General features: G+C 57.3%; 29 protein-coding genes, 1 tRNA gene and 2 pseudogenes. 21 read left to right on the top strand and 11 right to left on the bottom strand.

The window, feature by feature from the left end:
* Positions 1–29: 29 nt before the first annotated feature.
* The 4 genes from ACSSVH_RS10510 to ACSSVH_RS10495 all read left to right on the top strand — a co-directional run bounded on the left by ACSSVH_RS10510 (position 30) and on the right by ACSSVH_RS10495 (position 2,783).
* Entirely contained in the window at positions 30–755 is a 726-nt protein-coding gene (locus ACSSVH_RS10510) for a hypothetical protein (protein WP_492634468.1), read from the top strand.
* A complete protein-coding gene (locus ACSSVH_RS10505; protein WP_492634467.1) occupies positions 752–1,315 on the top strand; it encodes a siphovirus Gp157 family protein in 564 nt (187 codons plus the stop codon). The genes ACSSVH_RS10510 and ACSSVH_RS10505 overlap by 4 nt, the downstream gene beginning before the upstream one ends.
* 101 nt (positions 1,316–1,416) lie before the next feature.
* Positions 1,417–2,193: a hypothetical protein gene (locus tag ACSSVH_RS10500; RefSeq protein WP_492634466.1), complete on the top strand. Its 777-nt coding sequence runs from the start codon at positions 1,417–1,419 to the stop codon at positions 2,191–2,193.
* 101 nt (positions 2,194–2,294) lie between these two features.
* Positions 2,295–2,783, top strand: a complete 489-nt coding sequence (locus tag ACSSVH_RS10495) for a hypothetical protein (protein ID WP_492634465.1) — start codon at positions 2,295–2,297, stop codon at positions 2,781–2,783.
* Positions 2,784–2,874: 91 nt separating this feature from the next.
* Here the strand turns inward: ACSSVH_RS10495 and ACSSVH_RS10490 are convergent, their stop codons facing one another.
* On the bottom strand, positions 2,875–3,441 hold the full coding sequence (locus tag ACSSVH_RS10490) for a hypothetical protein (RefSeq protein WP_492634464.1): 567 nt from the start codon (positions 3,439–3,441) through the stop codon (positions 2,875–2,877).
* 129 nt (positions 3,442–3,570) lie between these two features.
* Here ACSSVH_RS10490 and yejK point away from each other — a divergent pair, with 129 nt between their 5' ends.
* Complete coding sequence (yejK, locus tag ACSSVH_RS10485; protein ID WP_492634463.1) at positions 3,571–4,578, top strand: nucleoid-associated protein YejK; 1,008 nt, start codon at positions 3,571–3,573, stop codon at positions 4,576–4,578.
* A gap of 37 nt (positions 4,579–4,615) precedes the next feature.
* Here the strand turns inward: yejK and ACSSVH_RS10480 are convergent, their stop codons facing one another.
* Positions 4,616–4,897: a hypothetical protein gene (locus tag ACSSVH_RS10480; RefSeq protein WP_186765259.1), complete on the bottom strand. Its 282-nt coding sequence runs from the start codon at positions 4,895–4,897 to the stop codon at positions 4,616–4,618.
* Between the two features lie 163 nt (positions 4,898–5,060).
* Between ACSSVH_RS10480 and ACSSVH_RS10475 the strand changes: the two genes are divergently transcribed.
* Positions 5,061–5,312: a hypothetical protein gene (locus tag ACSSVH_RS10475; protein WP_492634462.1), complete on the top strand. Its 252-nt coding sequence runs from the start codon at positions 5,061–5,063 to the stop codon at positions 5,310–5,312.
* A gap of 159 nt (positions 5,313–5,471) precedes the next feature.
* Here the strand turns inward: ACSSVH_RS10475 and ACSSVH_RS10470 are convergent, their stop codons facing one another.
* Positions 5,472–5,894 carry a hypothetical protein gene (locus ACSSVH_RS10470; RefSeq protein WP_492634461.1) on the bottom strand — a complete coding sequence of 141 codons (423 nt, stop codon included), beginning with the start codon at positions 5,892–5,894 and terminating at the stop codon, positions 5,472–5,474.
* 50 nt (positions 5,895–5,944) lie between these two features.
* Here ACSSVH_RS10470 and ACSSVH_RS10465 point away from each other — a divergent pair.
* Positions 5,945–6,601 (top strand): annotated as a pseudogene (locus ACSSVH_RS10465) (DNA cytosine methyltransferase); the annotation flags it as partial.
* Between the two features lie 63 nt (positions 6,602–6,664).
* Positions 6,665–6,907, top strand: a pseudogene (locus ACSSVH_RS10460) (DNA cytosine methyltransferase); the annotation flags it as partial.
* On the opposite strand, the gene ACSSVH_RS10455 reads toward ACSSVH_RS10460, so the two are convergent.
* Positions 6,867–7,676, bottom strand: a complete 810-nt coding sequence (locus ACSSVH_RS10455) for an HNH endonuclease (protein WP_492634460.1) — start codon at positions 7,674–7,676, stop codon at positions 6,867–6,869. The pseudogene ACSSVH_RS10460 and the gene ACSSVH_RS10455 overlap by 41 nt on opposite strands.
* 127 nt (positions 7,677–7,803) lie before the next feature.
* Here ACSSVH_RS10455 and ACSSVH_RS10450 point away from each other — a divergent pair, with 127 nt between their 5' ends.
* A complete protein-coding gene (locus ACSSVH_RS10450) occupies positions 7,804–8,133 on the top strand; it encodes a DUF4406 domain-containing protein (protein ID WP_492634459.1) in 330 nt (109 codons plus the stop codon).
* On the opposite strand, the gene ACSSVH_RS10445 is transcribed toward ACSSVH_RS10450, so the two are convergent.
* Entirely contained in the window at positions 8,107–8,784 is a 678-nt protein-coding gene (locus ACSSVH_RS10445) for a hypothetical protein (protein ID WP_492634458.1), read from the bottom strand. The genes ACSSVH_RS10450 and ACSSVH_RS10445 overlap by 27 nt on opposite strands.
* A 62-nt stretch (positions 8,785–8,846) precedes the next feature.
* Between ACSSVH_RS10445 and ACSSVH_RS10440 the strand changes: the two genes are divergently transcribed.
* The 5 genes from ACSSVH_RS10440 (at position 8,847) to ACSSVH_RS10420 (ending at position 11,587) form a co-directional block, all read left to right on the top strand.
* Positions 8,847–9,158 (top strand): hypothetical protein, encoded by a 312-nt coding sequence (locus ACSSVH_RS10440; protein ID WP_492634457.1) that lies wholly within the window; start codon positions 8,847–8,849, stop codon positions 9,156–9,158.
* Positions 9,159–9,162: 4 nt separating this feature from the next.
* On the top strand, positions 9,163–9,540 hold the full coding sequence (locus ACSSVH_RS10435; protein WP_492634456.1) for an ASCH domain-containing protein: 378 nt from the start codon (positions 9,163–9,165) through the stop codon (positions 9,538–9,540).
* Positions 9,541–10,069: 529 nt separating this feature from the next.
* Entirely contained in the window at positions 10,070–10,291 is a 222-nt protein-coding gene (locus ACSSVH_RS10430; RefSeq protein WP_492634455.1) for a hypothetical protein, read from the top strand.
* 2 nt (positions 10,292–10,293) lie between these two features.
* A complete protein-coding gene (locus tag ACSSVH_RS10425) occupies positions 10,294–10,536 on the top strand; it encodes a DUF4224 domain-containing protein (RefSeq protein ID WP_432755498.1) in 243 nt (80 codons plus the stop codon).
* Between the two features lies 1 nt (position 10,537).
* Entirely contained in the window at positions 10,538–11,587 is a 1,050-nt protein-coding gene (locus tag ACSSVH_RS10420) for a tyrosine-type recombinase/integrase (protein ID WP_432755497.1), read from the top strand.
* Positions 11,588–11,703: 116 nt separating this feature from the next.
* Here the strand turns inward: ACSSVH_RS10420 and ACSSVH_RS10415 are convergent.
* Positions 11,704–11,794, bottom strand: a tRNA-Ser gene (locus tag ACSSVH_RS10415).
* 152 nt (positions 11,795–11,946) lie between these two features.
* Here ACSSVH_RS10415 and ACSSVH_RS10410 point away from each other — a divergent pair.
* The 7 genes from ACSSVH_RS10410 to ACSSVH_RS10380 all read left to right on the top strand — a co-directional run bounded on the left by ACSSVH_RS10410 (position 11,947) and on the right by ACSSVH_RS10380 (position 16,157).
* Positions 11,947–12,618, top strand: coding sequence for a Bax inhibitor-1/YccA family protein (locus ACSSVH_RS10410; protein WP_492634454.1), 672 nt, complete (start codon positions 11,947–11,949; stop codon positions 12,616–12,618).
* 87 nt (positions 12,619–12,705) lie between these two features.
* Positions 12,706–13,098, top strand: a complete 393-nt coding sequence (gene tusD, locus ACSSVH_RS10405) for a sulfurtransferase complex subunit TusD (RefSeq protein ID WP_170043090.1) — start codon at positions 12,706–12,708, stop codon at positions 13,096–13,098.
* A 1-nt stretch (position 13,099) separates the two neighbouring features.
* Positions 13,100–13,450: a sulfurtransferase complex subunit TusC gene (tusC, locus tag ACSSVH_RS10400; RefSeq protein WP_076963832.1), complete on the top strand. Its 351-nt coding sequence runs from the start codon at positions 13,100–13,102 to the stop codon at positions 13,448–13,450.
* The gene (gene tusB, locus ACSSVH_RS10395; RefSeq protein WP_432755496.1) at positions 13,450–13,743 is read left to right on the top strand and encodes a sulfurtransferase complex subunit TusB; all 294 of its coding nucleotides are present in this window, start codon (positions 13,450–13,452) and stop codon (positions 13,741–13,743) included. The genes tusC and tusB overlap by 1 nt, the downstream gene beginning before the upstream one ends.
* A complete protein-coding gene (locus tag ACSSVH_RS10390; RefSeq protein WP_432755495.1) occupies positions 13,740–14,075 on the top strand; it encodes a TusE/DsrC/DsvC family sulfur relay protein in 336 nt (111 codons plus the stop codon). Before tusB ends, ACSSVH_RS10390 begins: the two co-directional genes overlap by 4 nt.
* Positions 14,072–15,073, top strand: a complete 1,002-nt coding sequence (locus ACSSVH_RS10385; protein WP_492634453.1) for a glycosyl transferase family protein — start codon at positions 14,072–14,074, stop codon at positions 15,071–15,073. Before ACSSVH_RS10390 ends, ACSSVH_RS10385 begins: the two co-directional genes overlap by 4 nt.
* Positions 15,074–15,161: 88 nt before the next feature.
* Positions 15,162–16,157, top strand: a complete 996-nt coding sequence (locus ACSSVH_RS10380) for a glutathione S-transferase family protein (protein ID WP_170043094.1) — start codon at positions 15,162–15,164, stop codon at positions 16,155–16,157.
* 66 nt (positions 16,158–16,223) lie between these two features.
* Here ACSSVH_RS10380 and cysG read toward each other — a convergent pair whose 3' ends face one another.
* The 5 genes from cysG to lolA are packed head-to-tail and all read right to left on the bottom strand — an operon-like array spanning position 16,224 to position 21,246.
* Positions 16,224–17,618 carry a siroheme synthase CysG gene (gene cysG, locus ACSSVH_RS10375; RefSeq protein ID WP_170057971.1) on the bottom strand — a complete coding sequence of 465 codons (1,395 nt, stop codon included), beginning with the start codon at positions 17,616–17,618 and terminating at the stop codon, positions 16,224–16,226.
* Positions 17,619–18,899 (bottom strand): serine--tRNA ligase, encoded by a 1,281-nt coding sequence (serS, locus tag ACSSVH_RS10370; RefSeq protein WP_076963826.1) that lies wholly within the window; start codon positions 18,897–18,899, stop codon positions 17,619–17,621.
* Positions 18,900–18,915: 16 nt separating this feature from the next.
* Positions 18,916–19,290, bottom strand: a complete 375-nt coding sequence (gene crcB, locus ACSSVH_RS10365) for a fluoride efflux transporter CrcB (RefSeq protein ID WP_169954338.1) — start codon at positions 19,288–19,290, stop codon at positions 18,916–18,918.
* Positions 19,287–20,612, bottom strand: a complete 1,326-nt coding sequence (locus tag ACSSVH_RS10360; RefSeq protein WP_492634452.1) for a replication-associated recombination protein A — start codon at positions 20,610–20,612, stop codon at positions 19,287–19,289. The genes crcB and ACSSVH_RS10360 overlap by 4 nt, the downstream gene beginning before the upstream one ends.
* Positions 20,613–20,622: 10 nt before the next feature.
* Positions 20,623–21,246: an outer membrane lipoprotein periplasmic chaperone LolA gene (lolA, locus tag ACSSVH_RS10355; protein WP_029293564.1), complete on the bottom strand. Its 624-nt coding sequence runs from the start codon at positions 21,244–21,246 to the stop codon at positions 20,623–20,625.
* Positions 21,247–21,278 lie beyond the last annotated feature (32 nt).

Here is a 21,278-nt window from a genome sequence, read left to right as displayed (position 1 = left end):
CGCTGCGATCAACGCGGCAAGGACTCCTCATGTCGACGAACATGCAGATTTGGGAAAAGGTCTGCACGACCGATACCCGCTATACAAAACCTGCCGAGGTTGGCGGTCAGAAGATCACCAGTCTGAACGGTACCGCGATGATCATGAAGGCAACCGAAGTGTTCGGTCCTGTAGGGATCGGGTTCGGCTGGTCAGTCATCGAGGAGCGCTTCGACGAAGGCGCTGAAATGGTCAGCGGTGAAGGAGACAAGCGCCTGGTACTGGGTCGCGAACTGAACCACACCATCAAGATCCGATTCTGGTTTGAGTTGGATGGCAAACGCGGCGAGATAGAGCAATACGGCTGCACGCGCTACCTCTACAAATCGAAGTTCGGCACGACTACCGATGGCGAGGCGCCAAAGAAGTCGCTCACCGATGCAATCAAGAAATCACTCTCAATGCTTGGCTTCAGTGCCGACGTGTTCCTTGGGATGTTTGACGACGCCGAGTACGTCAACCAACTGAAGGATGAAGAACTGATCGAGCAAGCTGAAGATCAAGAAGCTGAGAAAGCTCGCCAACAGCAGGAGCGCCTGGACTACATCAAATCAGTCATCGACACCATGGCCGGTGCCCAGTCTCCTCAGGAACTGAAAAAGATCCATGACGTGGCGGTGCGCAAACTCACCCTACGCAAAGACACCAAGGGCGCCGAGCGCGTCTCGCTGGAATGGAAGCGAATCACCGACGCCGATAAGGAGGCTGCAGCATGACCCAGCTCTACACCCTCACCGGCAAGCTCGCCGAACTACAAGCGATGGCCGACACCGACGACGAAGGCCTGAAAGAAGCTTTGCAGCACGCCATGGACGAGATTCAAGGTGAGTTCAGCGACAAAGCGGAAAGCGTTGTCATGTTGAGTCGGAACATCCAGGGAGATATCGACGCAATCGAAAAAGAGGTCGACCGGCTGAACGAGCTCAAGCGCATCCGGAAGAACACCGTCGGCAAGCTCGTCGAGTACCTGCGCAAAAACATGGAGGCCACCGATATAAAAACGATCAGGCGGCCCTTGTTCACGATCACTTTGGCTCTAGCGCCCGAAAAGATCATCGTCGATAAAGAGGACGATATCCCGGACGACTTCATCGACACTAAAACCGTGTTCTCTCCCGACAAGCGCACCATCACGGCCAACCTCAAGGAAATCCGAGAGCACAACGTAGCCGTACGAAAACGCATGGCCGCCGGTGAAGATGCAGAACACGAACTACTCGAAGAGCCGATCTGGGCACACCTCGAGCGCGGTGACAGTTCCATACGGATCAAGTAAGACAACAGGGTTTTGTAGCAAAAGTGGCGTTATGACGGCGATCATACGCTTCGGGCCAGTTCGGCCTGCACTCATAAGCACTTCACTTAAGGATGAGTAACATGAACGATGATTTGAAGCAGTCAGGCTCTACTACCACCTCGCAAACCACCACCTCGTTAGAGCAGGTTAAAACCGGCAGGGTCTTGGATTTCACCTGGGCGCCAAACGCCAACACAACGACCACCACCGTCTCGGCGGACTTTGTCGACTACAAGGTCGACACCTCCCAGGGCAGCCCTACTGGAGACAGCCACTCCATTGCGCGGTTTACCTATGTCCAAGGTAAGGGTGGTGGCCAGATCAGTCAGCTGTTCCTTGAAGAGATGCGTGCCGGCGTACGTGCCAACACCCAGATCGGGCTGATGGTAGGACGCAAATGGGTTCTGGATCCCAACGCTGAAGTATCAGGCAGCATCGGCACCTACGTGGTCGAGCAATTCGATGACATGCGCGCCAGTGTCAATTATGTCGGCGCCTTCGCCCGCGTCTTCGCCGACCCACGAATGGTCAGCTACCACGCCGGGGGCCACGTACACACAAACGTCTCCATCACCGGCAGCAGACCACTGACTATGGCGGACTCAGGTAAGTCGATTCTGGTTATCAGCGATACAGACGTCACGCTCACCATTGGTGATGACGTGGCTGAAGGGTTCAGGGTGAATCTGATCCAGGCGGCCGCCGGCAAGGTCAACATCGCCGTATCAAGCAGCCATGTGATCTACAGCAATGCTGGGAGTCGCACACACACGCTCAACCCACTGGATGAGCTGGAAGTCAGTACCTTCCCATTCGGCCCGGTGTTCCTGGCCTTCCGGGTCAGACCTACTGCCTAACGATCCATTGTGCGCTGGCAGGGGTGGGTCTTACTGCCAGCGCCGTAATCACAGACAGACCTGGCTCGCACTGCCGGCCAACGGAATAGAAGAGGTAGGCCATGGCAGCCGAACAGAAGGATCGCACAGCCAGGCTTGCCGAGAAGCGGCAGGAACTGGGCGAGCAGGAGTTACGCCACACGGTACCGCACGGCACCCGGCAGATGCTCGACGAGTTGATGCTCTGGCATGAGATCGAGGAAGCAAGCGAGGCCGTTCAGCTTCTGGTGCTGAATGGCCGGGCCGAGGATCTGCCCCTGGCGCCGCCGAGAGTCAAAGGGCCATCCGCCATCATCCGCCACTACTTCCGCCAGGGAATGCGTGACCGGTTGGCAGCGCTCACCGCCGACCTGGGCGAGACGAAAGACCGATCCACCATTTGGCGGTTAATCGCATACGCCCACTCGCTTGGCGCCGAGAAATCCGCCGACCTGCTCGCAATTCCGCGCCACGATATGACCGTATCTGAAACCGTGGCGCGGAAATTACGACAGGCAGGTTTCGCCGAATCGCTTCAGATGAATGCCAAGAACGATAGCGCAACTGGTTGAAAAATCATACTATCGAACAATCAAGGTCATAATTTTGACAAATGAACTTGATAGATGCCAGGTAGTTGCTCTCCAATTAAGATTTAAAATATCACCACAAGCCCTTGGTCAATATTGGGCTCAGCACATAACCTGCCATTGCAGTCGCAAGAGATATAACAACGACGGCGGAAGTCATTTTCAAGACCCTAAACGACTTCTCACCTGCCTTTACTCTTTCCCACTCTTTCTTTAGCTCTTCCTGTATCCTTACAACTAACGTCTCGATCTTCTGCAGCATCTCTTCTTTCGTGCCTCCGGTAGTTTCGTCCTGAAGCCAAGCGATCGCCTCTAATATGTCTGTATGCTCATCCACATTCAGGCGAAGTCTAATTCTTGACAAAAGATAACTTGTCTCCGCCAAATCACGAGATATCGATAGCACATAATCTTTAATTTCATCATTGGACTTTTTATTTACTATATCTGCCGCACCAACTAAAGAATGAGCCGTTCCAACAAACCTCGATATATCATCTCGAAGCGCATCTATCCAAGCCTGGCGAAATTCTGATGTTTTTTGATCCTTAGACAAAATGGCCATTACCAGAGATACGATGCCAGCAATGAGCGCAGTCAGTATTGCACCCACAAACGGTACGATTAACTCCTCCTTCATATTACAGATCCTTAAAAACTCTAGAGACTAGATATCCGTGTCGATTTCTAGGGGGAACGTAATACCCCAACCCAAACCAAATTGCCACCACCGGTCACCGGAGGGCGGCGCCTACCTGAGGTAAACGCAATGCCCGTACTTCACAGCGCGATCCACAAGATCGACAAGAAGCCCGACGGCACCCCGGCCGTTCTGTTCCTTGGCAGCTCCGAGCAAGTAGAGAGCCAGGCCCGCGACGATCTGATGCACCAGTTCAACGAAAGCTACAACAGCACCGCCGGCAAGGGTTGGGGCTTCTTCCATTCTGAATCAGGCGCCTTCCCACTCAGCGGCTGGCTCGGCAAGTACCTAGCTGGAGTCGGTGACTTCCTCAAGTTCAGCACCATCGCTGTCGAGCACCTGGTCAGGCTGATGGAAGAGTCAAACCTGACCACCGGCGGGCACGCCCTCTTCTGCCACTATCAGCAAGGCCTGACCGAGTACCTGATCATCGCCCTGGTGCAGGAAACGGAAGCGGTGACCATGACCGAAGAACTCAGCCTGCTGACGATCAAGCGCCTCGACTTGGACCACATCCGCCTGGCCGCGCGCATCAACCTCAGTGAATGGAAAGGCAATCCGCAGTCGAAGCAATACATCTCGTACATCAAGGGCAAGCAGGGCCGCAGGATCAATGAGTACTTCCGCGACTTCATCGGCTGCCAGGAAGGGATCGACGGCCCAAGCGAAACCCGGACCTTGCTCAAGGCGTTCAGCGACTTTGTTGAAAGCGAGGATCTGCCAGAAGAGTCGGCACGCGAGAAGACACACACGCTTGTCAGCTACTCCATGGCCCAGGCCAAGCTTGGCGAGCCGATCACCCTCAACGAACTGTCTGGCCTGATCGACGAAGAGCGCCCAAAGAGCTTTTACGACTTCGTCAAGGCGAAGGACTATGGGCTTTCCGAGAGCCTTCCACCGGACAAGAAGACCCTCAACAAATTCCGGCGCTACACCGGCCGCGCTGAGGGTCTGTCGATCAGCTTTGAGGCGCATCTGCTGGGTGACAAGATCAAGTTTGATGAGGAAGGCGGCACGCTAACACTACGCGGGCTTCCCACTCAGCTCACCGAGCAGCTCAAGTGCGCCTCAGACTGAAACTGTCGCGCTACTCGCCAGCAGCTCTCAATCTGCATCACTTTTTCAGAGCGACAGCACCGAGCAGGCCAATAGTGACGCCCGCTAGAGCGACAACTGCACCCGCGATTACTTTTCCATTCTCCTCAAACCAGGAATCAAACGCCTCCTGTGATGGTCCGGGGGCTTCAATCTCAACATCGCGCCATTTGACTTTAATTTTGTCACCCTTTTGGGAGACATCAATGTCTTCAAGTCGGACCAGATTTGGATCGAGGCCCAACCTTTTAGCCTCAGCTTTCAGTTGCTGAAGTAGTGCTTCATTGACAGTTGTTGCCACGGACCAGACTCCCTTCTCGAAAGATAAGCTTGCTTCTAGTGGCAGGATGCCACCCTATCAAATATGAAGCAATTCGCCCGTACCTCAGACGTTGCACCCTGCGCCCCCTAATAGAACCGAATCACGCCAGCCGGCGAGGCAGGCGCACGCTTGGAGATAACCCATGAGCACCTTTGCAGTGTTTGGAATGACCCTCGATGTCGCCAAGACAGAGGCCCGCAAGAAGACGGCTGGCACCAGGAAGAACGCCAAGGCCCCTGGCGGCGTAGAGCCAATCCCTGAAGTCGAGTGGCTGGAGTTGGTCGCCAAGCGCACCGAGAAGATTATGGGGGGGGTACGGTTCGCCAGCTCTCACCGCTCTTCGACGCGCCGCAGTACGCCGAGCAGTTCATTGAGCTGGCCCGCAAGACGCTGAGATGCCGTGACATGCAGATCAGGGCCAAGGCCGTACTGGTAGACGCTAAAGGAAAGCCGATCATCAACCCGAAAACGAAGGCGCCCCGCGTAGGATTTTCGGAGTGGCCATCAAAGCAGGAGATTCAGGCAGCCTAATCAAAAGGCAGATAGGTACCGGCTACTGGCGGTCTTCTTCAGGAGTGCAGAGATAGCTCCTCCCCTCAATCACGCGGTTGATGTACTTGATGGTTAGTAAAACCTCTTCTGGCACCAAATAGGGTGACAGGAGGTTTGATGACGTTAAGGCAAATGCTCTCCAGCGAGGCAGGGAGCGATTCAATATTCGAAGAGTTACAGGGTAGTACTCCGGAAAGTTTCGAAGTTCGAAAATTATTGCCATCTGCCGGTCTACATATTGGGCGTCCTTATCCTTCCCGATGTTCAGATCTTGAATAAGGTTGTGGTAGGTGGAAAAGCGCCGCGCCTCCTCTTCCGACCTTTTGATACTGATGTAGTGATATAGAGCAAATCCACCGGTGATTAAGGAAATAAGAACAGCAACTGTTCCATTGTATTCCTTGAGCCATTCCCAAACAGACATCCCTACCCCTCCAGAAAATTGATGTCGCAATATACCGGCGAGGAGCCATCATGCCCATCACTTACGGAAGCGTGTGCAGCGGCATTGAAGCCGCGACCCAGGCCTGGCACCCGCTGGGCATGCGCGCCGCCTGGTTCGCCGAGATTGAGCCGTTCCCCTCGGCGGTCCTGGCCCACCACTACCCGGACGTGCCGAACCACGGCGACATGACCAAGCTGGCCGCCCAGGTGCTTGCCCGCAAGATCCCTGCGCCGGACGTGCTGGTCGGCGGCACCCCGTGCCAAGACTTTAGCGTTGCCGGTATGCGAGCGGGTCTCGGTGGTGAGCGAGGGCAACTGACAATCAAATTCGTGGAGTTAGCAGATGCAATTGACCATGTTCGAACCGCAAGAGGAGAAGCTGAGTGCGTCCTTACCTGGGAGAACGTCCCCGGCGTCCTCAGCGACAAAGGGAACGCCTTCGGATGCTTTCTTGGCGCGCTTGCTGGGGAAGACTGCGAGCTGCAGCCTTCAGGGAAGAAATGGCAGGACGCTGGTTGTGTGTATGGACCCAAAAGAACAATCGCGTGGCGGGTTCTGGACGCCCAATATTTCGGCCTGGCCCAACGACGCCGTCGTGTGTTCGTTGTCGCAAGTGCTCGAGACGGATTCGATCCCACTGAGGTACTTTTTGAGCGCGAAGGCGCTCGCCGGGATAGCCCGCCGAGATGGCCGGCGAAGCTTGCACTTCACCCTACTCTCACGGCACAAGGGGGAGGCTCTCTCGATGATCGAGAGGCATATGTGCTGGAGCCCGAAGGCGTCCGCCGGACCAGTGTGATCGAGTGGGAGCGCTGCCAAGGCTTTCCCGATAACTACACGCAAATCCCCTGGCGCGGCAAGCCTGCAAGTGAATGTCCTGACGGGTCCCGCTACAAGGCAATCGGTAACAGCAAGGCCATCGCGGTGGTTCACTGGATAGGCGGGAGAATCGTCAAGTTTGTTGAGCTAAGCGGCGCACGATCACCTCTTTAATTACTAAGTAGTCCTCGGTGCCCGATCGCATATGAGCGTGCACGGCAGAATGACAATTCGAACACAGTAATGCTAAATCTTCTAAAACCACATCTACCTTCACAGCCTTCGTAGAGACTGGCACTTTGTGATGAGCCTCGATATATTCAAATCCGTATCTAACTTTAAAATCATCACTGCAAATTTCACAGACGCATGATCCGGACGATTTTAGCAGCTTAACTATTTGAGAGTTCCTCTCATACAACAGATGCGTAACATAACTTTTTCCACCCTCCATAAATCCTTGGCCGACCTTGCTCGTAACTACAAGAGTTTCGGCTTGACGACCAAGAACAACATATTCGTCAGCGCATTCAACCAAGCCAAACAACCCTTCAAAAAACCAGCCCTGCTTTTGCTCGCTATAAAGGAGTACTGGGTAACCGAACTCAGGCTGATTCAGCAACGAAAGGTTCGCCTTTTCCTTAAGTGATACAACACCTTTTCTGGCTTTAAAGGAATAGCGGTAAAAATTTCTTTCAGCATCTACCCAACCATCGTGACTATAACTTCCCGGGTACACTTTAACTATGACCCCTGCAAGAGCAGGAAGTGAACCAATCCAGTTAATACCCTGTTGCGGAGTATTATTTATCACGAAATTTTCACCACCCCAATATTCAGATCCTTCTACCTTTGAATACTGAATTAATTCATATAGCTCTTTTTTTGAAACCATTGATCCAACTGGAGCATTTAGCAGATCATGAACGCTTATATTTGCCATCGTTGTCCCTAACAAAATTCCCGTGTACTCACCTCTCATTATGGCACTGCGTATTTAAAGCGCGAAGTCTTCAATTTCAACGTCCCCCCAACTCTACTTCCCGGGCATCACCCGGCAAGAGCTCCCCGTGAAACGGATTTACCTCAGCGGCCCCATCAACGGCCTGCCCGACCTCAAATTCGCCGCCTTCCACGCCATGACCACCAACCTGTGCGCCGGCGGCCACACCGTCACCAACCCCGCCGAGATCAACCCAGATGGCGGCACATGGAGCGACTGCATGCGCCGCGACATTGCCGCCCTGATGGACTGCGACACCGTCGCCACCCTGCCCGGCTGGCAAGAATCGAAAGGCGCCCAGCTCGAAGTACTGATTGCCCAGCACCTCGGCATGACTGTTGTGAATGCCCATGATTTGGCTTCGGGTAATTTAAGAAGCAAGCTTTTTCAAAAGTAAACGAGAACTATCTTCAAGTTCTCGATATTTTAACGCAATAATTTCCGCACCACTTGCAGCGCGACGAGCAAGCTTCAATCGACGATTAGTCTCGGCCTCCTCGTAGGCAAGATCCATAACCTCGCTAACAAGGTCCTTTGTAAGATTATCTATGATTCCCGGAGAAGTCGTAAAAAGCTTAGCCTCTTCGTCGCTCAACAAGTCATTCATATTTCGCCATGCGTACTGCATTGAGTCCATATGTCGCCACCACGCTCTCATTTCCTCTCCCGGTAACGGGGCATGGGGCAGAGGCGCTCCAGAATGCTCGGCGTCAATGACTTCGATCAACTTATCTTTGAGAGTATAAATAAACTCTCTAACCAAATCAGACTTTGCCGTTACATGTTGGAATTCTTTTATGAGCTTGTATTTTTCTGCGTGCTTAAACTGTGGATACCAAGCATGCAATGCATAAATTGCCGTCAATGCAGCGCCAACTGTAGCCAAACTCGATGCCGCGCTAAGGAAGACAACGAAGCCGACCTCGCCCCCCTTAGTAAATAGAAATCCGAAAATAATCCCCGCAGAAAACAACAAGCAACAGTAGCAAAAAATAAGGTAACCATTTGCTCGACTCATAACCAGTGTCGCCATCCATTGGTGAGGCATTGAGTTTAGCTCCTCAACCCTCCCCCTTCAAAGTCAGCCGCTATAGCGGCAAGGACGAAGTCATGACCACTGAAAACCAAAGCCCTGAATTCGAATTGGACGGCTCCCAGACTGCACGCCTTGACCTGCGTTGCTACAGCGTCGGCGATCAAGACTGGGTTGCAGCTACAAGCGAAGACGAAGCCCGGCGTGTACTGGCGGAGATGAACGGCGATGACCCTGCCGACTACGAAGACTGGGACGTCGAGTTGACCAGCGAAACCATGCTTGATCGGCAGTGGACAGACGAGGATCCGCCGCACGTTGAATGTGGGTGCCTTCGCGACTGGCTGGCTGAAGCAACCGAGCCCACCTACTTAATGGGTACGGAGTGACGCCATGAAGGCTTTATCAATTCGCCAGCCCTGGGCCTGGCTGATCGTCCATGGCGGCAAGGACGTCGAAAACCGCAGTTGGCACACCAAGTTCCGAGGCCGGTTCCTGGTGCACGCATCCCAAGGCATGACCAGCAACGAATTCACCCAGGTGTTGCTGTATTGCGCGGAGCGTGGCCTACCAATGCCGGACCGGGACGAAATGCAGCGTGGCGGCATCATCGGCTCGGTTGAGCTGGTCGACAGCCTCGATACCAGCAGCTCGCCCTGGTACATGGGACAGAAGGGGTTCTTGTTGCGCGATCCCAAGCCGCTGCTCTTCACGCCGTGCAAGGGGCGACTGGGCTTCTTCGAAGTGCCTGACGAACTGGTGACGCCATGATCGCCCCCTCTGGTTCGCCTACGTCTTCATCGACAGGTGACTGGACAAGGATGTGACCAGCGGACCAAGGCGTTGAGTTACTAGCCCAGAGGAAGGGAGTTGTTTAACTCGCAGCTAACTACTTCGGTCCACTGATTCACTGCCCACTGCTTCAAGAGCACGCTCCAATGACTTGATAGAGCGCCAGTCGGCGAAGTACTTCAACAACACATATCTGAAATACATGCGCGACATGTCATTTCTAGCACACCTCTGGATCTAGTCCAGGGTCGACTTCAAATAAATCCTCCCTTCAAAAGAAGCCGCTATAGCGGCGATAACCCAATTCCCCTTCATGCCTGCCGGTGAGCGGCGGGCAGCGAATCACGCAAAAGAGTTCACCCAGCCATCTGAGGCCACTCAGCGTTTGCTCTGAAACATCTGGCTGGGCGAACAACAGAAGACTAGCTGCCTTTGATGGCCGCGTCCCTATCCACTTTCTGAACAATTCACCCTCACCTTCTGCCGTCCAGCGCGGCAAGGACACCCCATGTACGCAACGAAATTCACCCTGCTCATCACGGCCATCGTGTTGTACGTGGCGGGGTCCACCTTCTGGTTTTTCTGGCAGGTGCCGGAGCTGATCTCCACCGGTACCGATCAACCCCTGATCGCAGCATTCGCCGGCACCGTCGCCTGGATGCTGCTCACCTTCGGCTTCATCATCCACATCATCAAGACGGCGCGGCCCACTGCGGTCGACGGGAGGTAGGTATGCAAGCAGAGATCCTGTCGGACGACGAGCTCGCCGACCTAACTGGCTACAAGCAGCGCGCTCACCAGCGCAAATGGCTGAAAGACCGAAACTGGGTATTCATCGAGAGCCGTGGCGGCCGCCCTCTGGTAGGCCGGATGTTCGCGCGCATGAAGCTTGGCATGGTTAACGCCGCGATCGCAGATCCAAACCCGCAGCCGACGCGTCCGGCTTGGACGCCTGATTTCTCCAGAGTGAACTGATATGCGCCCCCGGAACACGGAAAACAGGGACTTGCCGCCAGGCATGGTGCGCCGTAAGCGCCCAAGGAAAAATGGCAAGGTCTGGATCGGCTACTACTACCGTGACTCAGCGGGAAAAGAGATCCCGCTTGGAACAGACCTGAGCAAAGCCCGTTTGAAGTGGGCCGAACTGGAGGCCAAAGAAAAGCCGGCGGATCTGACAACGATGAAGGGCATCTTCGACCGGTACGTGCGCGACGTCATCCCAAAAAAGGGAGAGCGGACCCAGAAGGACAACATAGCCGAACTGAAACAGCTCCGCCCTACGTTTGATGAGGCGCCCATCGATTCAATTACGCCGTTCAACATCGCCGGTTACCGTGATGCCCGCTCAGCGAAGGTTCGTGCCAACCGCGAGATCGCGCTCCTGTCCCACGTTTTCAACATGGCCAGGGAGTGGGGGCTCACGGAGCGGGAGAACCCTTGCCAGGGCATCAGGAAGAACAAGGAGGCGCCGCGTGATTACTACGCCAACGCGGCTGTTTGGGATGCCGTCTACGCGGTTGCCGAACAAGAACTCAAGGAAGCCATGGACCTGGGCTATTTGACCGGTCAGAGGCCTGCTGACGTGCTGATCATGCGCAGCGACGATACCGAGGGTGACTACTTCTTGGTAACGCAGGGCAAGACTGGGCAGAAGCTCAGAATCCTGATGCGTACGGAAGCCGGGGAAAACAGCTTAGGGAGATTGGTTAGGGAGATCAGCGAAAGGAATGTCGGTCATTCGTCCAAGTACCTGTTGATCAACAGACACGGAAAGCGGATGACGAAGGGGATGTTGCGCTTGCGCTGGGATAAGGCGAGGGAAAAAGCCAAGCAGAACGCCATCGAACAAGGCGACCCGCTGCTCGCTACCAAGATTGGAGGGTTTCAGTTCCGCGACATCCGGCCGAAGGCCGCGTCGGAAATCATCGATATCGGGGATGCCAGCCTGCTACTGGGACACAGCAAACAGGAGATCACAAAGCGGGTTTACAGGAGGATTGGCGCCACCGCGAAACCCTCCAAATAGGCAGAGTTTCGGAACTCCTACCCGAAAGTTTCGGAACTCCAGCCAAAAGCAGGAGAAACCTTCTCAAACCCCAGAAACACAAAAGCCCCGCAATCGCGAGGCTTTCGTCTGAATCTTGGCGGGAAACCAGGGATTCGAACCCTGGGAACGCTATTAACGTTCGCCGGTTTTCAAGACCGGTGCATTCAACCACTCTGCCAATTTCCCTTGTGCAACACAGGATTATAGTAGCCCATCCTGTCTCAGCGGGCGCCATAATACCCGAATGAAACACACTGTCAAACTCTCTGCATAGCTTGTTACAGAGCGTCTGTTATGATCTTTGCGACTGAACGTTTCAAAACTGAAGGAGTGTCGCCATGCGCGAACAGGATTACGCAGTTAATAGCAACGTGCAGGCTGAGCAGCTAGAGGTTAGCCGCGTCCTGCGCAATACATACGGCCTGCTCGCCCTCACCCTCGCATTTAGCGGCGTGATGGCGTATGTGGCGCAACAGATGCGTGTCGGCTACCCGAATATCTTCGTGGTACTGATCGGTTTCTACGGCCTGTTTTTCCTCACCAACAAGCTGCGCGATTCGGCCTGGGGCCTGGTGTCGGCGTTTGCCCTGACCGGTTTCATGGGGTTCCTGCTCGGCCCGATCCTTAACCGTTACCTGGGCATGCAGGGCGGCGCGGAAGTGGTCAGCTCGGCATTTGCCATGACGGCCTTGGTGTTTGGTGGCCTGTCGGCGTATGTGCTGATTACCCGTAAGGACATGAGCTTCCTCGGCGGCTTCATCACTGCTGGTTTCTTCGTGTTGCTGGCGGCTGTGGTGGCGAGCATGTTCTTCCAGATCAGCGGCCTGCAATTGGCAATCAGCGCAGGTTTCGTGCTGTTTTCCTCGGTCTGCATTCTGTTCCAGACCAGCGCTATCATTCATGGCGGCGAGCGTAACTACATCATGGCGACCATCAGCCTGTATGTATCGATCTACAACCTGTTTGTCAGCCTGTTGCAGATCTTCGGCATCATGAGCCGCGACGACTGATCCCTGCCTTACCAAAAAGCCCGCTTCGGCGGGCTTTTTGTTGCCTGCGGCTTTATCATTGGCAAAGGTTTGCCAACAGAGTGTTCCATGAAGTTCGCGATTGCGCTTTTTTCCGCCGCCCATGCGCCCTCCTCGCGCCGCGCCCTGCAGTTTGCCCAGGCTGTGCTGGCCGGTGGGCATGAGATTGTGCGGCTGTTTTTCTATCAGGACGGCGTCTACAGCGCCGCCAATTCGGTGGTCACGCCCCAGGATGAGCAGGATATCGCCCAACAATGGAGCGCCTTCGTCAGCAAGCATCAGCTTGATGGCGTGGTCTGTATCGCTGCGGCGCTGCGCCGTGGGGTGTTGAATGCTGAAGAAGCTGCGCGCTACCAGCGCAGCGCGGTGAATCTGGATGCGCCGTGGGCGCTGTCAGGCCTTGGGCAGTTGCATGATGCCATCCAGGATGCCGACCGCCTGATCTGCTTTGGAGGGCCATGAAATGTCCAGATCCTTGTTGGTAATCAGCCGTCAGGCGCCGTGGTCCGGACCCAGTGCGCGAGAAGCGCTGGATGTGGTGCTGGCCGGCGGCGCATTCGACTTGCCGATTGGCCTGCTGTTTCTTGATGACGGGGTGTTTCAACTGGCAACCGCCCAAGATGCCAAGGCCGTGCAACAAAAGGACGTGACGGCCAACCTGCAGGCACTCTCGCTGTTTGGCATCGACGACGTGTTCGCCTGCAGCCACAGCCTGGCGGAGCGTGGATTGACCGCCCCTGATAGCGCGCAGCCACTAAGCAGCGCACAGATTTCCCAGATGATTGACCGTTACGACCAGGTGATGACCCTCTGATGTCGACCTTGCATGTGTTGTCCCACTCCCCTTTTTCCGACAGCCGCCTGGACAGTTGCCTACGCCTGTGTGGCGCGCAAGATGTGATCTTGCTGTGCGGCGATGCAACCTATGCCCTGCAAGCCGGCAGCGCGCCCTTCCAGGCCCTGCAAGCCAAGGCCCTGGGCATCTTTGTACTGGCCGAAGATGCCCAGGCCCGCGGCCTGGTGTTGCCGCAGTGGGCCAAGAGTGTCGACTACCCGGGGTTTGTGCAGCTGTCGATCGAGCATGACAAGGTCAACACCTGGCTATGAACACCTTGACCGTAGGCACACACACCCTTGAGCTGGACAAGGATGGTTACCTGGTTGACCTGGATGCCTGGTCGACCGAGGTGGCCAACGCCCTGGCGAGCACCGAAGCGCTGGAGCTGACTGACGAACACTGGGAAATTCTTGAGCTGCTCAGGGGTTTTTACCAGGAGTTCCAGTTGTCCCCGGCCACCCGCCCACTGATCAAGTACACCGCCCTGAAGCTGGGCCCGGAAAAGGGCAACAGCCTGCACCTCAACCGACTGTTCAAAGGCACTCCCGCCAAACTTGCCGCCAAGCTGGCGGGCCTGCCCAGGCCGACGAATTGCTTATGACCGACTTTGCTCCGTTGATCACCGAAACTCCCGCCGAACACCCCTTTGCGCCGTTTGTGCGGATCCTCGGCAAAGGCAAGCGCGGGGCCCGCAGCCTGACGCGCGAAGAAGCCCGGCAAGCCATGGGCATGCTGCTCGACGAGAAAGTCGAGGACTCCCAGCTCGGTGCGTTCCTGATGCTGCTGCGCCACAAGGAAGAAAGCCCGGAGGAACTCGCAGGCTTCACCGAGGCCCTGCGCGAGCGCCTCAACCCGCCATCTCTGAGAGTGGATGTCGATTGGCCCACCTACGCCGGGAAAAAGCGCCACCTGCCGTGGTACCTGCTGGCCGCCAAGTGCCTGGCGCAGAGCGGCGTGCGGATTTTCATGCACGGCGGCGGCGCACACACGGCCGGCCGGCTGTACACCGAACAGTTGCTGGGTGAACTGCAGATTCCACTGTGCCGCAATTGGCAACAGGTCGAGACCGCCCTGGAGCAAGGCAGCCTGGCGTTTATGCCGCTGGGCGACTGGGCCCCACAGCTGCAACGCATGATTGACCTGCGCAATATCCTCGGCCTGCGCTCGCCCATCCACTCCCTGGCCCGCATCCTCAACCCGCTGGGCGCACGCTGCGGCCTGCAAAGCATCTTCCATCCCGGTTACCAGGGCGTACACCGCGATGCCAGTGGTTTGCTAGGTGACAACACCATTGTGATCAAGGGCGATGGCGGCGAGATCGAGATCAATCCCGACACCACCAGCCACTTGTACGGCACCACCGGCGGCGCAAGCTGGGATGAGGAGTGGCCTGCCCTCTCCGCCCAGCGCCACGTCAAGCCGGCCAGCCTCGACCCCGAGCATTTGAAGGCGATGTGGCGCGGCGAGGTGCAGGACAGCTACCCGCAATTGGCGCTGATCGCCACCATGGCCCTGGCCTTACGCGGCCTTGGGCAACCACGGGAACAGGCCTTTGTACTGGCCCAACAGTACTGGGACGCGCGGGATAGATCGATTTAATCGATCATTAACTCTGACCCTTTGCGCTATTTGTTCGAACCCAGACGATTAGACTGCACTCCAACGCTTAATAGCCAAGGAGTCAGTCATGGGTTTGCTGATTGAAGGACGCTGGCACGACCAGTGGTACGAAAGTAGCGCAGATGGCGCCTTCCAACGGGAACAGGCGCAACGCCGCAACTGGGTCACCGTCGACGGCCAACCTGGCCCGAGCGGTGATGGTGGCTTCAAGGCCGAAGCCGGCCGCTACCATCTCTATGTTTCACTAGCCTGCCCGTGGGCGCACCGCACCCTGATCCTGCGCAAGCTCAAGGGCCTGGAAAGCCTGATCGACGTGTCGGTGGTCAGTTGGTTGATGCTGGAAAATGGCTGGACCTTCGACAAGGCCCATGGCTCAACCGGTGACAGACTAGACGACTTTGCCTACATGCACCAGCGCTATACCGCCGATACCGCCGACTACACCGGGCGTGTCACGGTGCCGGTGCTGTGGGACAAGAAGCTCAAGCGCATCGTCAGCAATGAATCGGCGGAGATCATCCGCATGCTCAATAGCGCGTTCAACGGGCTAACTGGCAATAACCTGGACTTCTACCCCGAACCACTGCACCCCACCATCGATGCGCTGAACGAGCGGATCTATCCCGCCGTGAACAATGGCGTGTATCGCGCAGGCTTTGCCACGTCGCAGCAGGCGTATGAAAGCGCATTTGATGAGGTGTTTGCCGAACTGGATCACCTGGAACAACACCTGGGCAAGCATCGTTACCTGGCCGGTGAATACCTGACCGAGGCCGATGTACGACTGTTTACCACGCTGATTCGTTTTGATGCGGTGTATTACAGCCACTTCAAATGCAACCTACGGCGGATTGCGGATTATCCGAATCTGTCGAATTGGCTGCGGGAGCTGTATCAATGGCCGGGGGTGGCCGAGACCGTGGATTTTGCGCATATCAAGGGGCATTACTATGCCAGCCACCGGACGATCAATCCGACAGGGATTGTGCCGAAGGGGCCGTTGCAGGTGTTTGATAGCAAACATGATCGAGAAGGATTGAGCGGTAAAGAGATCTGGCGCTGATGCGCCAGCCTCATCGCGGGCAAGCCCGGCTCCCACAGTGGGTCTGTGTGCAGCCGGGCGAACAGGTTATACCTGGGACTGGGCGCCTTCAAACCACTTCAGCTTCTCACGCAACACCACCACTTCGCCTACGATCACCAGCGTCGGCGCATGCACTTCATGCTCCGCCACCAGGCGCGGCAAGTCGGCCAGGGTGCCGGTAAACACACGCTGGTTGGACGTGGTGCCTTGCTGGATCAGCGCAGCCGGGGTGTCCGCCGAACGACCATGGCGAATCAATTGCTCGCAGATGACCGGCAAACCGATCAGGCCCATGTAGAACACCAGGGTCTGCGACGGTCCCACCAAGTCATTCCAGGGCAAATCCGAGGTGCCATCTTTCAGGTGGCCGGTGATGAAGCGTACCGATTGCGCATAGTCGCGATGGGTCAAAGGGATGCCAGCGTAAGCCGCGCAACCACTGGCCGCGGTAATCCCCGGCACCACCTGGAACGGAATGCCATTGGCCGCCAGCTCCTCGATCTCTTCACCGCCACGCCCAAAAATAAACGGATCGCCGCCCTTGAGGCGCAGCACACGCTTGCCTTGCTTGGCCAGGTTTACCAGTTGCTGGTTGATCTGGTCCTGCGGCACCGCGTGATCGGCGCGGCGCTTGCCGACATACACGCGCTCGGCGTCGCGCCGGCACAGTTCAAGAATCGCTGGCGCCACCAGGCGGTCATACAGCACCACATCGGCTTGCTGCATCAAACGCAGCGCGCGAAAGGTCAGGAGGTCCGGGTCACCAGGGCCTGCGCCCACCAGATACACCTCACCTGGTGCATGGGGCGGCTTGCCGTTGACTTTTTCCACCAGCAAACGCTCGGCTTCATCGCCTTGCCCAGCCAGTTGCCGATCAGCAATCGGGCCCTGGAAAACCTCTTCCCAGAAAGCCCGGCGTTGCTGCACATCAGGATACAAACCCTTGACCTGGGCGCGAAAGCGCGCGGCCAGCCCGGCCAATTGGCCGTAGGTGGACGGAATCCATGTTTCCAGCTTGGCGCGAATCAAGCGCGCCAGCACCGGCGCATCGCCGCCGCTGGACACTGCAATCACCAAGGGCGAACGGTCGACAATCGCCGGGAAGATCACGCTGCACAGTGCCGGCGCATCGACGACATTGACCGGTACGCACCGGCGCCGGGCATCGCTGGACACTTGCGCGTTCAGCGGCTCGTCGTCGGTTGCCGCGATGATCAGGGTGCAGCCATCAAGATCCGCCTCCTGGTAACCACGCACAATCAGCTCACCGCCACTGCCCTGCACCAGTTCACGCAACTGGTCTTCGATCAGGGGAGCAACCACCCGCAACAACGCGCCGGCATCGGCCAGCAGCCGGGATTTGCGCAAGGCAATCTCCCCGCCACCGACGACCAACACACGACTGCCGCGCAGGTTATGAAACAGTGGCAGAAATTCCATTTAGCCGATGACCTCAACGCCCGCCATGTACGGCTTGAGCACTTCAGGTACGCGGATCGAACCATCGGCCTGCTGGTAGTTTTCCAGCACCGCGACCAGGGTCCGCCCTACCGCCAGGCCCGAGCCGTTGAGGGTGTGGACCAGCTCCGGCTTGCCGGTTTCCGGGTTGCGGAAACGCGCCTGCATACGTCGGGCCTGGAAATCACCGCAGTTGGAGCACGAGGAAATCTCGCGGTATTTGTCCTGGCTCGGCACCCAGACTTCGAGGTCGTAGGTCTTCACCGCGCTGAAACCCATGTCGCCGGTGCACAGCGCCAATACGCGATACGGCAGCTCCAGCAGTTGCAGGACGCGCTCGGCGTTGGCGGTCAGGCCTTCCAGGGCTTCCATGGAGGTCGATGGCTCGACGACCTGCACCATCTCGACCTTGTCGAACTGGTGCTGGCGGATCATGCCGCGAGTGTCACGCCCCGAGGCACCGGCTTCGCTGCGAAAGCACGGGCTGTGGGCGACGAACTTGATCGGCAATTGCTTGGCGTCGAGGATCTCGCCGGCCACGATGTTGGTCAGCGACACTTCGGCGGTCGGGATCAGGTACAGATCGGCCTCGCCGTCGCGGCTGATCTTAAACAGGTCTTCTTCGAATTTCGGCAGTTGACTGGTGCCCATCAGCGCCGGCGCCTGCACCAGGTACGGGGTGTAAGCCTCTTCGTAACCATGCTCGCCGGTGTGCAGGTTGAGCATGAACTGCGCCAGGGCACGGTGCATGCGCGCGATCGGGCCGCGCAGCAAGGCAAAGCGCGCGCCGGACATTTTGGCCGCGGTTTCAAAATCCAGGCCGCCGGTCAATTCGCCCAGGGCGACGTGGTCCTTGATCTCGAAATCAAAGGTTTTTGGCGTGCCCCAGCGGCGTACTTCGACGTTGCCGTCTTCATCTTCGCCAACCGGTACCGACTCGTGCGGCAGGTTGGGAATACCCAGCAGGATCGAATCCAACTCGGACTGAATCTTGTCCAGCTCGACTTTACCGTCGGACAGCTCGCTGCCCATGCGCTCGACGTCCGCCATCAACGGCGCGATGTCTTCACCACGCTGCTTGGCCTGACCGATGGATTTGGAACGTGCATTGCGCTCAGCCTGCAGTGCTTCGGTGCGGGTCTGGACGGTCTTGCGCTGTTCTTCCAGCGCTTCGATGCGCGCAACATCCAAGGCAAAGCCACGGGATGCAAGGCGGTCCGCTACGTCCTGAAGGTTGCTACGTAACAGTTTGGAATCGAGCATGTCGGTCTCTCGTTTATCAAAGTTTGGTCAAGGACAGGCCAGCCCAGGTGGCAAGCAGCCCGCCGAATACACTGATGGCCACATAGCTTAAAGCCAGCGGCACTTGCCCGCTTTCCAGCAGGCGCACGGTATCCAGTGAAAAGGATGAAAAAGTCGTCAGGCCGCCAAGGAAGCCCACCATCAACCCGGCGCGCACTTCAACAGGCACTTCCGGGCGTAACAGGAACAGGCCGTATAACACCCCGATCAGCAGGCAGCCCACGATATTAACGGCCAGCGTCGCGGTATAGAAGTGTTTCGGCCAATTGGCGTTGATCCAATTGCCGGTGGCAAAGCGCAATAGGGTGCCGGCCACACCGCCTACGGAAACAGCAATCACCAAGGGAATCATGGTTTTCTCCGCCGTTTGGGACTCAAGCGGTCAAGTTGCGCCAGGTGGTTGAGCTTTTCCCCGATCTTCAACTCCAGGCCACGAGGCACCGGCTGGTAGAACGGTTGCGGCTCAAGGTCGTCGGGAAAGTAGTCTTCACCGGCGGCATAGGCATCTGGTTCATCGTGGGCGTAACGGTATTCGTCGCCGTAACCCAGTTGTTTCATCAGCTTGGTCGGCGCGTTGCGCAGGTGCAGCGGCACTTCCAGCGAGCCATGCTCGGCCGCCGCACGCAGCGCCGACTTGAAGCCCATGTAAACTGCATTACTTTTCGGCGCGCAGGCCAGGTAGGTGATGGCCTGCGCCACCGCCAACTCGCCTTCCGGGCTGCCCAGACGCTCCTGGACCTCCCACGCCGCCAGGCACAGGCTCAGGGCCCGCGGGTCGGCGTTGCCAATGTCTTCGCTGGCCATGCGCACCACACGCCGGGCCAGGTACAACGGATCGCAGCCACCGTCGATCATGCGCGCAAACCAGTACAGCGCGCCGTCCGGGTTGGAACCGCGCACGGATTTGTGCAGCGCGGAAATCTGGTCGTAGAAGGCCTCACCACCCTTGTCGAAACGCCGCCGGGTATCGCCCAGCAGGCTTTGCAGCAGGTCGACGCCAATCTCGCTATTGTCTTCAGCCAGGTCAGAGGCGTTTTCCAGCAGGTTGAGGAAACGTCGGCCATCGCCGTCAGCCGCCGCCAGCAGGATCTTGAAACCCTCGTCACCTAGGCTCAGGTGGCGCTTACCCAACCCCTTGTCCTCGCCCAGCGCCCGCTGCAGCAACCTCTGCATCGCGGCTTCGTCGAGGCTCTTGAGCACATACACCCGTGCCCGCGAGAGCAAGGCGTTGTTCAGTTCAAACGAGGGGTTTTCCGTGGTGGCGCCGATAAAAATCAGCGTGCCATCTTCCACGTAAGGCAGGAATGCATCCTGCTGCGACTTGTTGAAGCGATGCACTTCGTCGACGAACAGGATAGTGCGCCGGCCATACTGCCCCGCCTGCTGCTTGGCGACTTCCACCGCCTGGCGGATCTCCTTGACCCCGGCCAATACCGCCGAGACCGTTTCAAAGTGCGCATCCGAGACTTTCGCCAGCAGCCGCGCCAGGGTGGTCTTGCCCACGCCCGGCGGCCCCCAGAAGATCATCGAGTGCAGGGCACCCTGCTCCAGGGCCTCACGCAGGGGCTTGCCGCGGGCCAGCAAGTGCTCTTGCCCGACATACTCATCCAGGTTGGTCGAGCGCAAGCGCGCGGCCAGGGGCTGGGCAATCGGGTCACTGCGAAACAGGTCCATGGGCAGCGATTTACTCCTGGATCACATCGGCACCCTTGGGGATGTCGAACTTGAACGTGGAGGCCGGGACCGGCTCATTGGCCTTGACCCCGGTGAACAAGATATTGGTGCGCTGGCCGACGCTGTCGACCAGTTGCATATCGTTGATCACGCCATTGCGAAACGACAGGCGCAGGCTGTCGAACAACGTGTCCTTGGACTTGGGCTTGAGGGTGAAGTCGATCACGTTGCTTTGTTGCTTGGAGGTAATCTCGAAACTCTCGCTGATCTGCGACACATCACCCGACAGCAGCAAGGCCGGGGTCTGGCTCAGGCGTGGGTCGAGGGTCTTGATGGTCGCCTGCTCCAGGTCCGGGTCCCACAGCGTGACTTTCTTGCCATCGGAGACGATGGTCTGCTCGTTGGGCGCGTCGGTCTTCCAGAAGAACAGGCCTGGGCGTTGCACGGCCATTTCACCGGCTGTTTCCTGCAACTGGGTGCCGCCACCGTCCAGGGTCAACTGGGAGAAGCGCGCAGTCAGGGTCTTGGATTTGTCCAGCAGGTTGGTCAGGCTCGCGACGGATGCCTGGTCTGCGTGGGCCGAAAACGCGGTCAGGGCCAATGCCGGCAACAACAGCATGCGGATAAGACGCATGGGAGTCCTCATAGAATAATGTGAAAGGCGCG

The sequence above is a fragment of the Pseudomonas sp. HC1(2025) genome (genome assembly GCF_058742075.1).
This window is presented reverse-complemented; position numbering and strand designations above follow the sequence as displayed.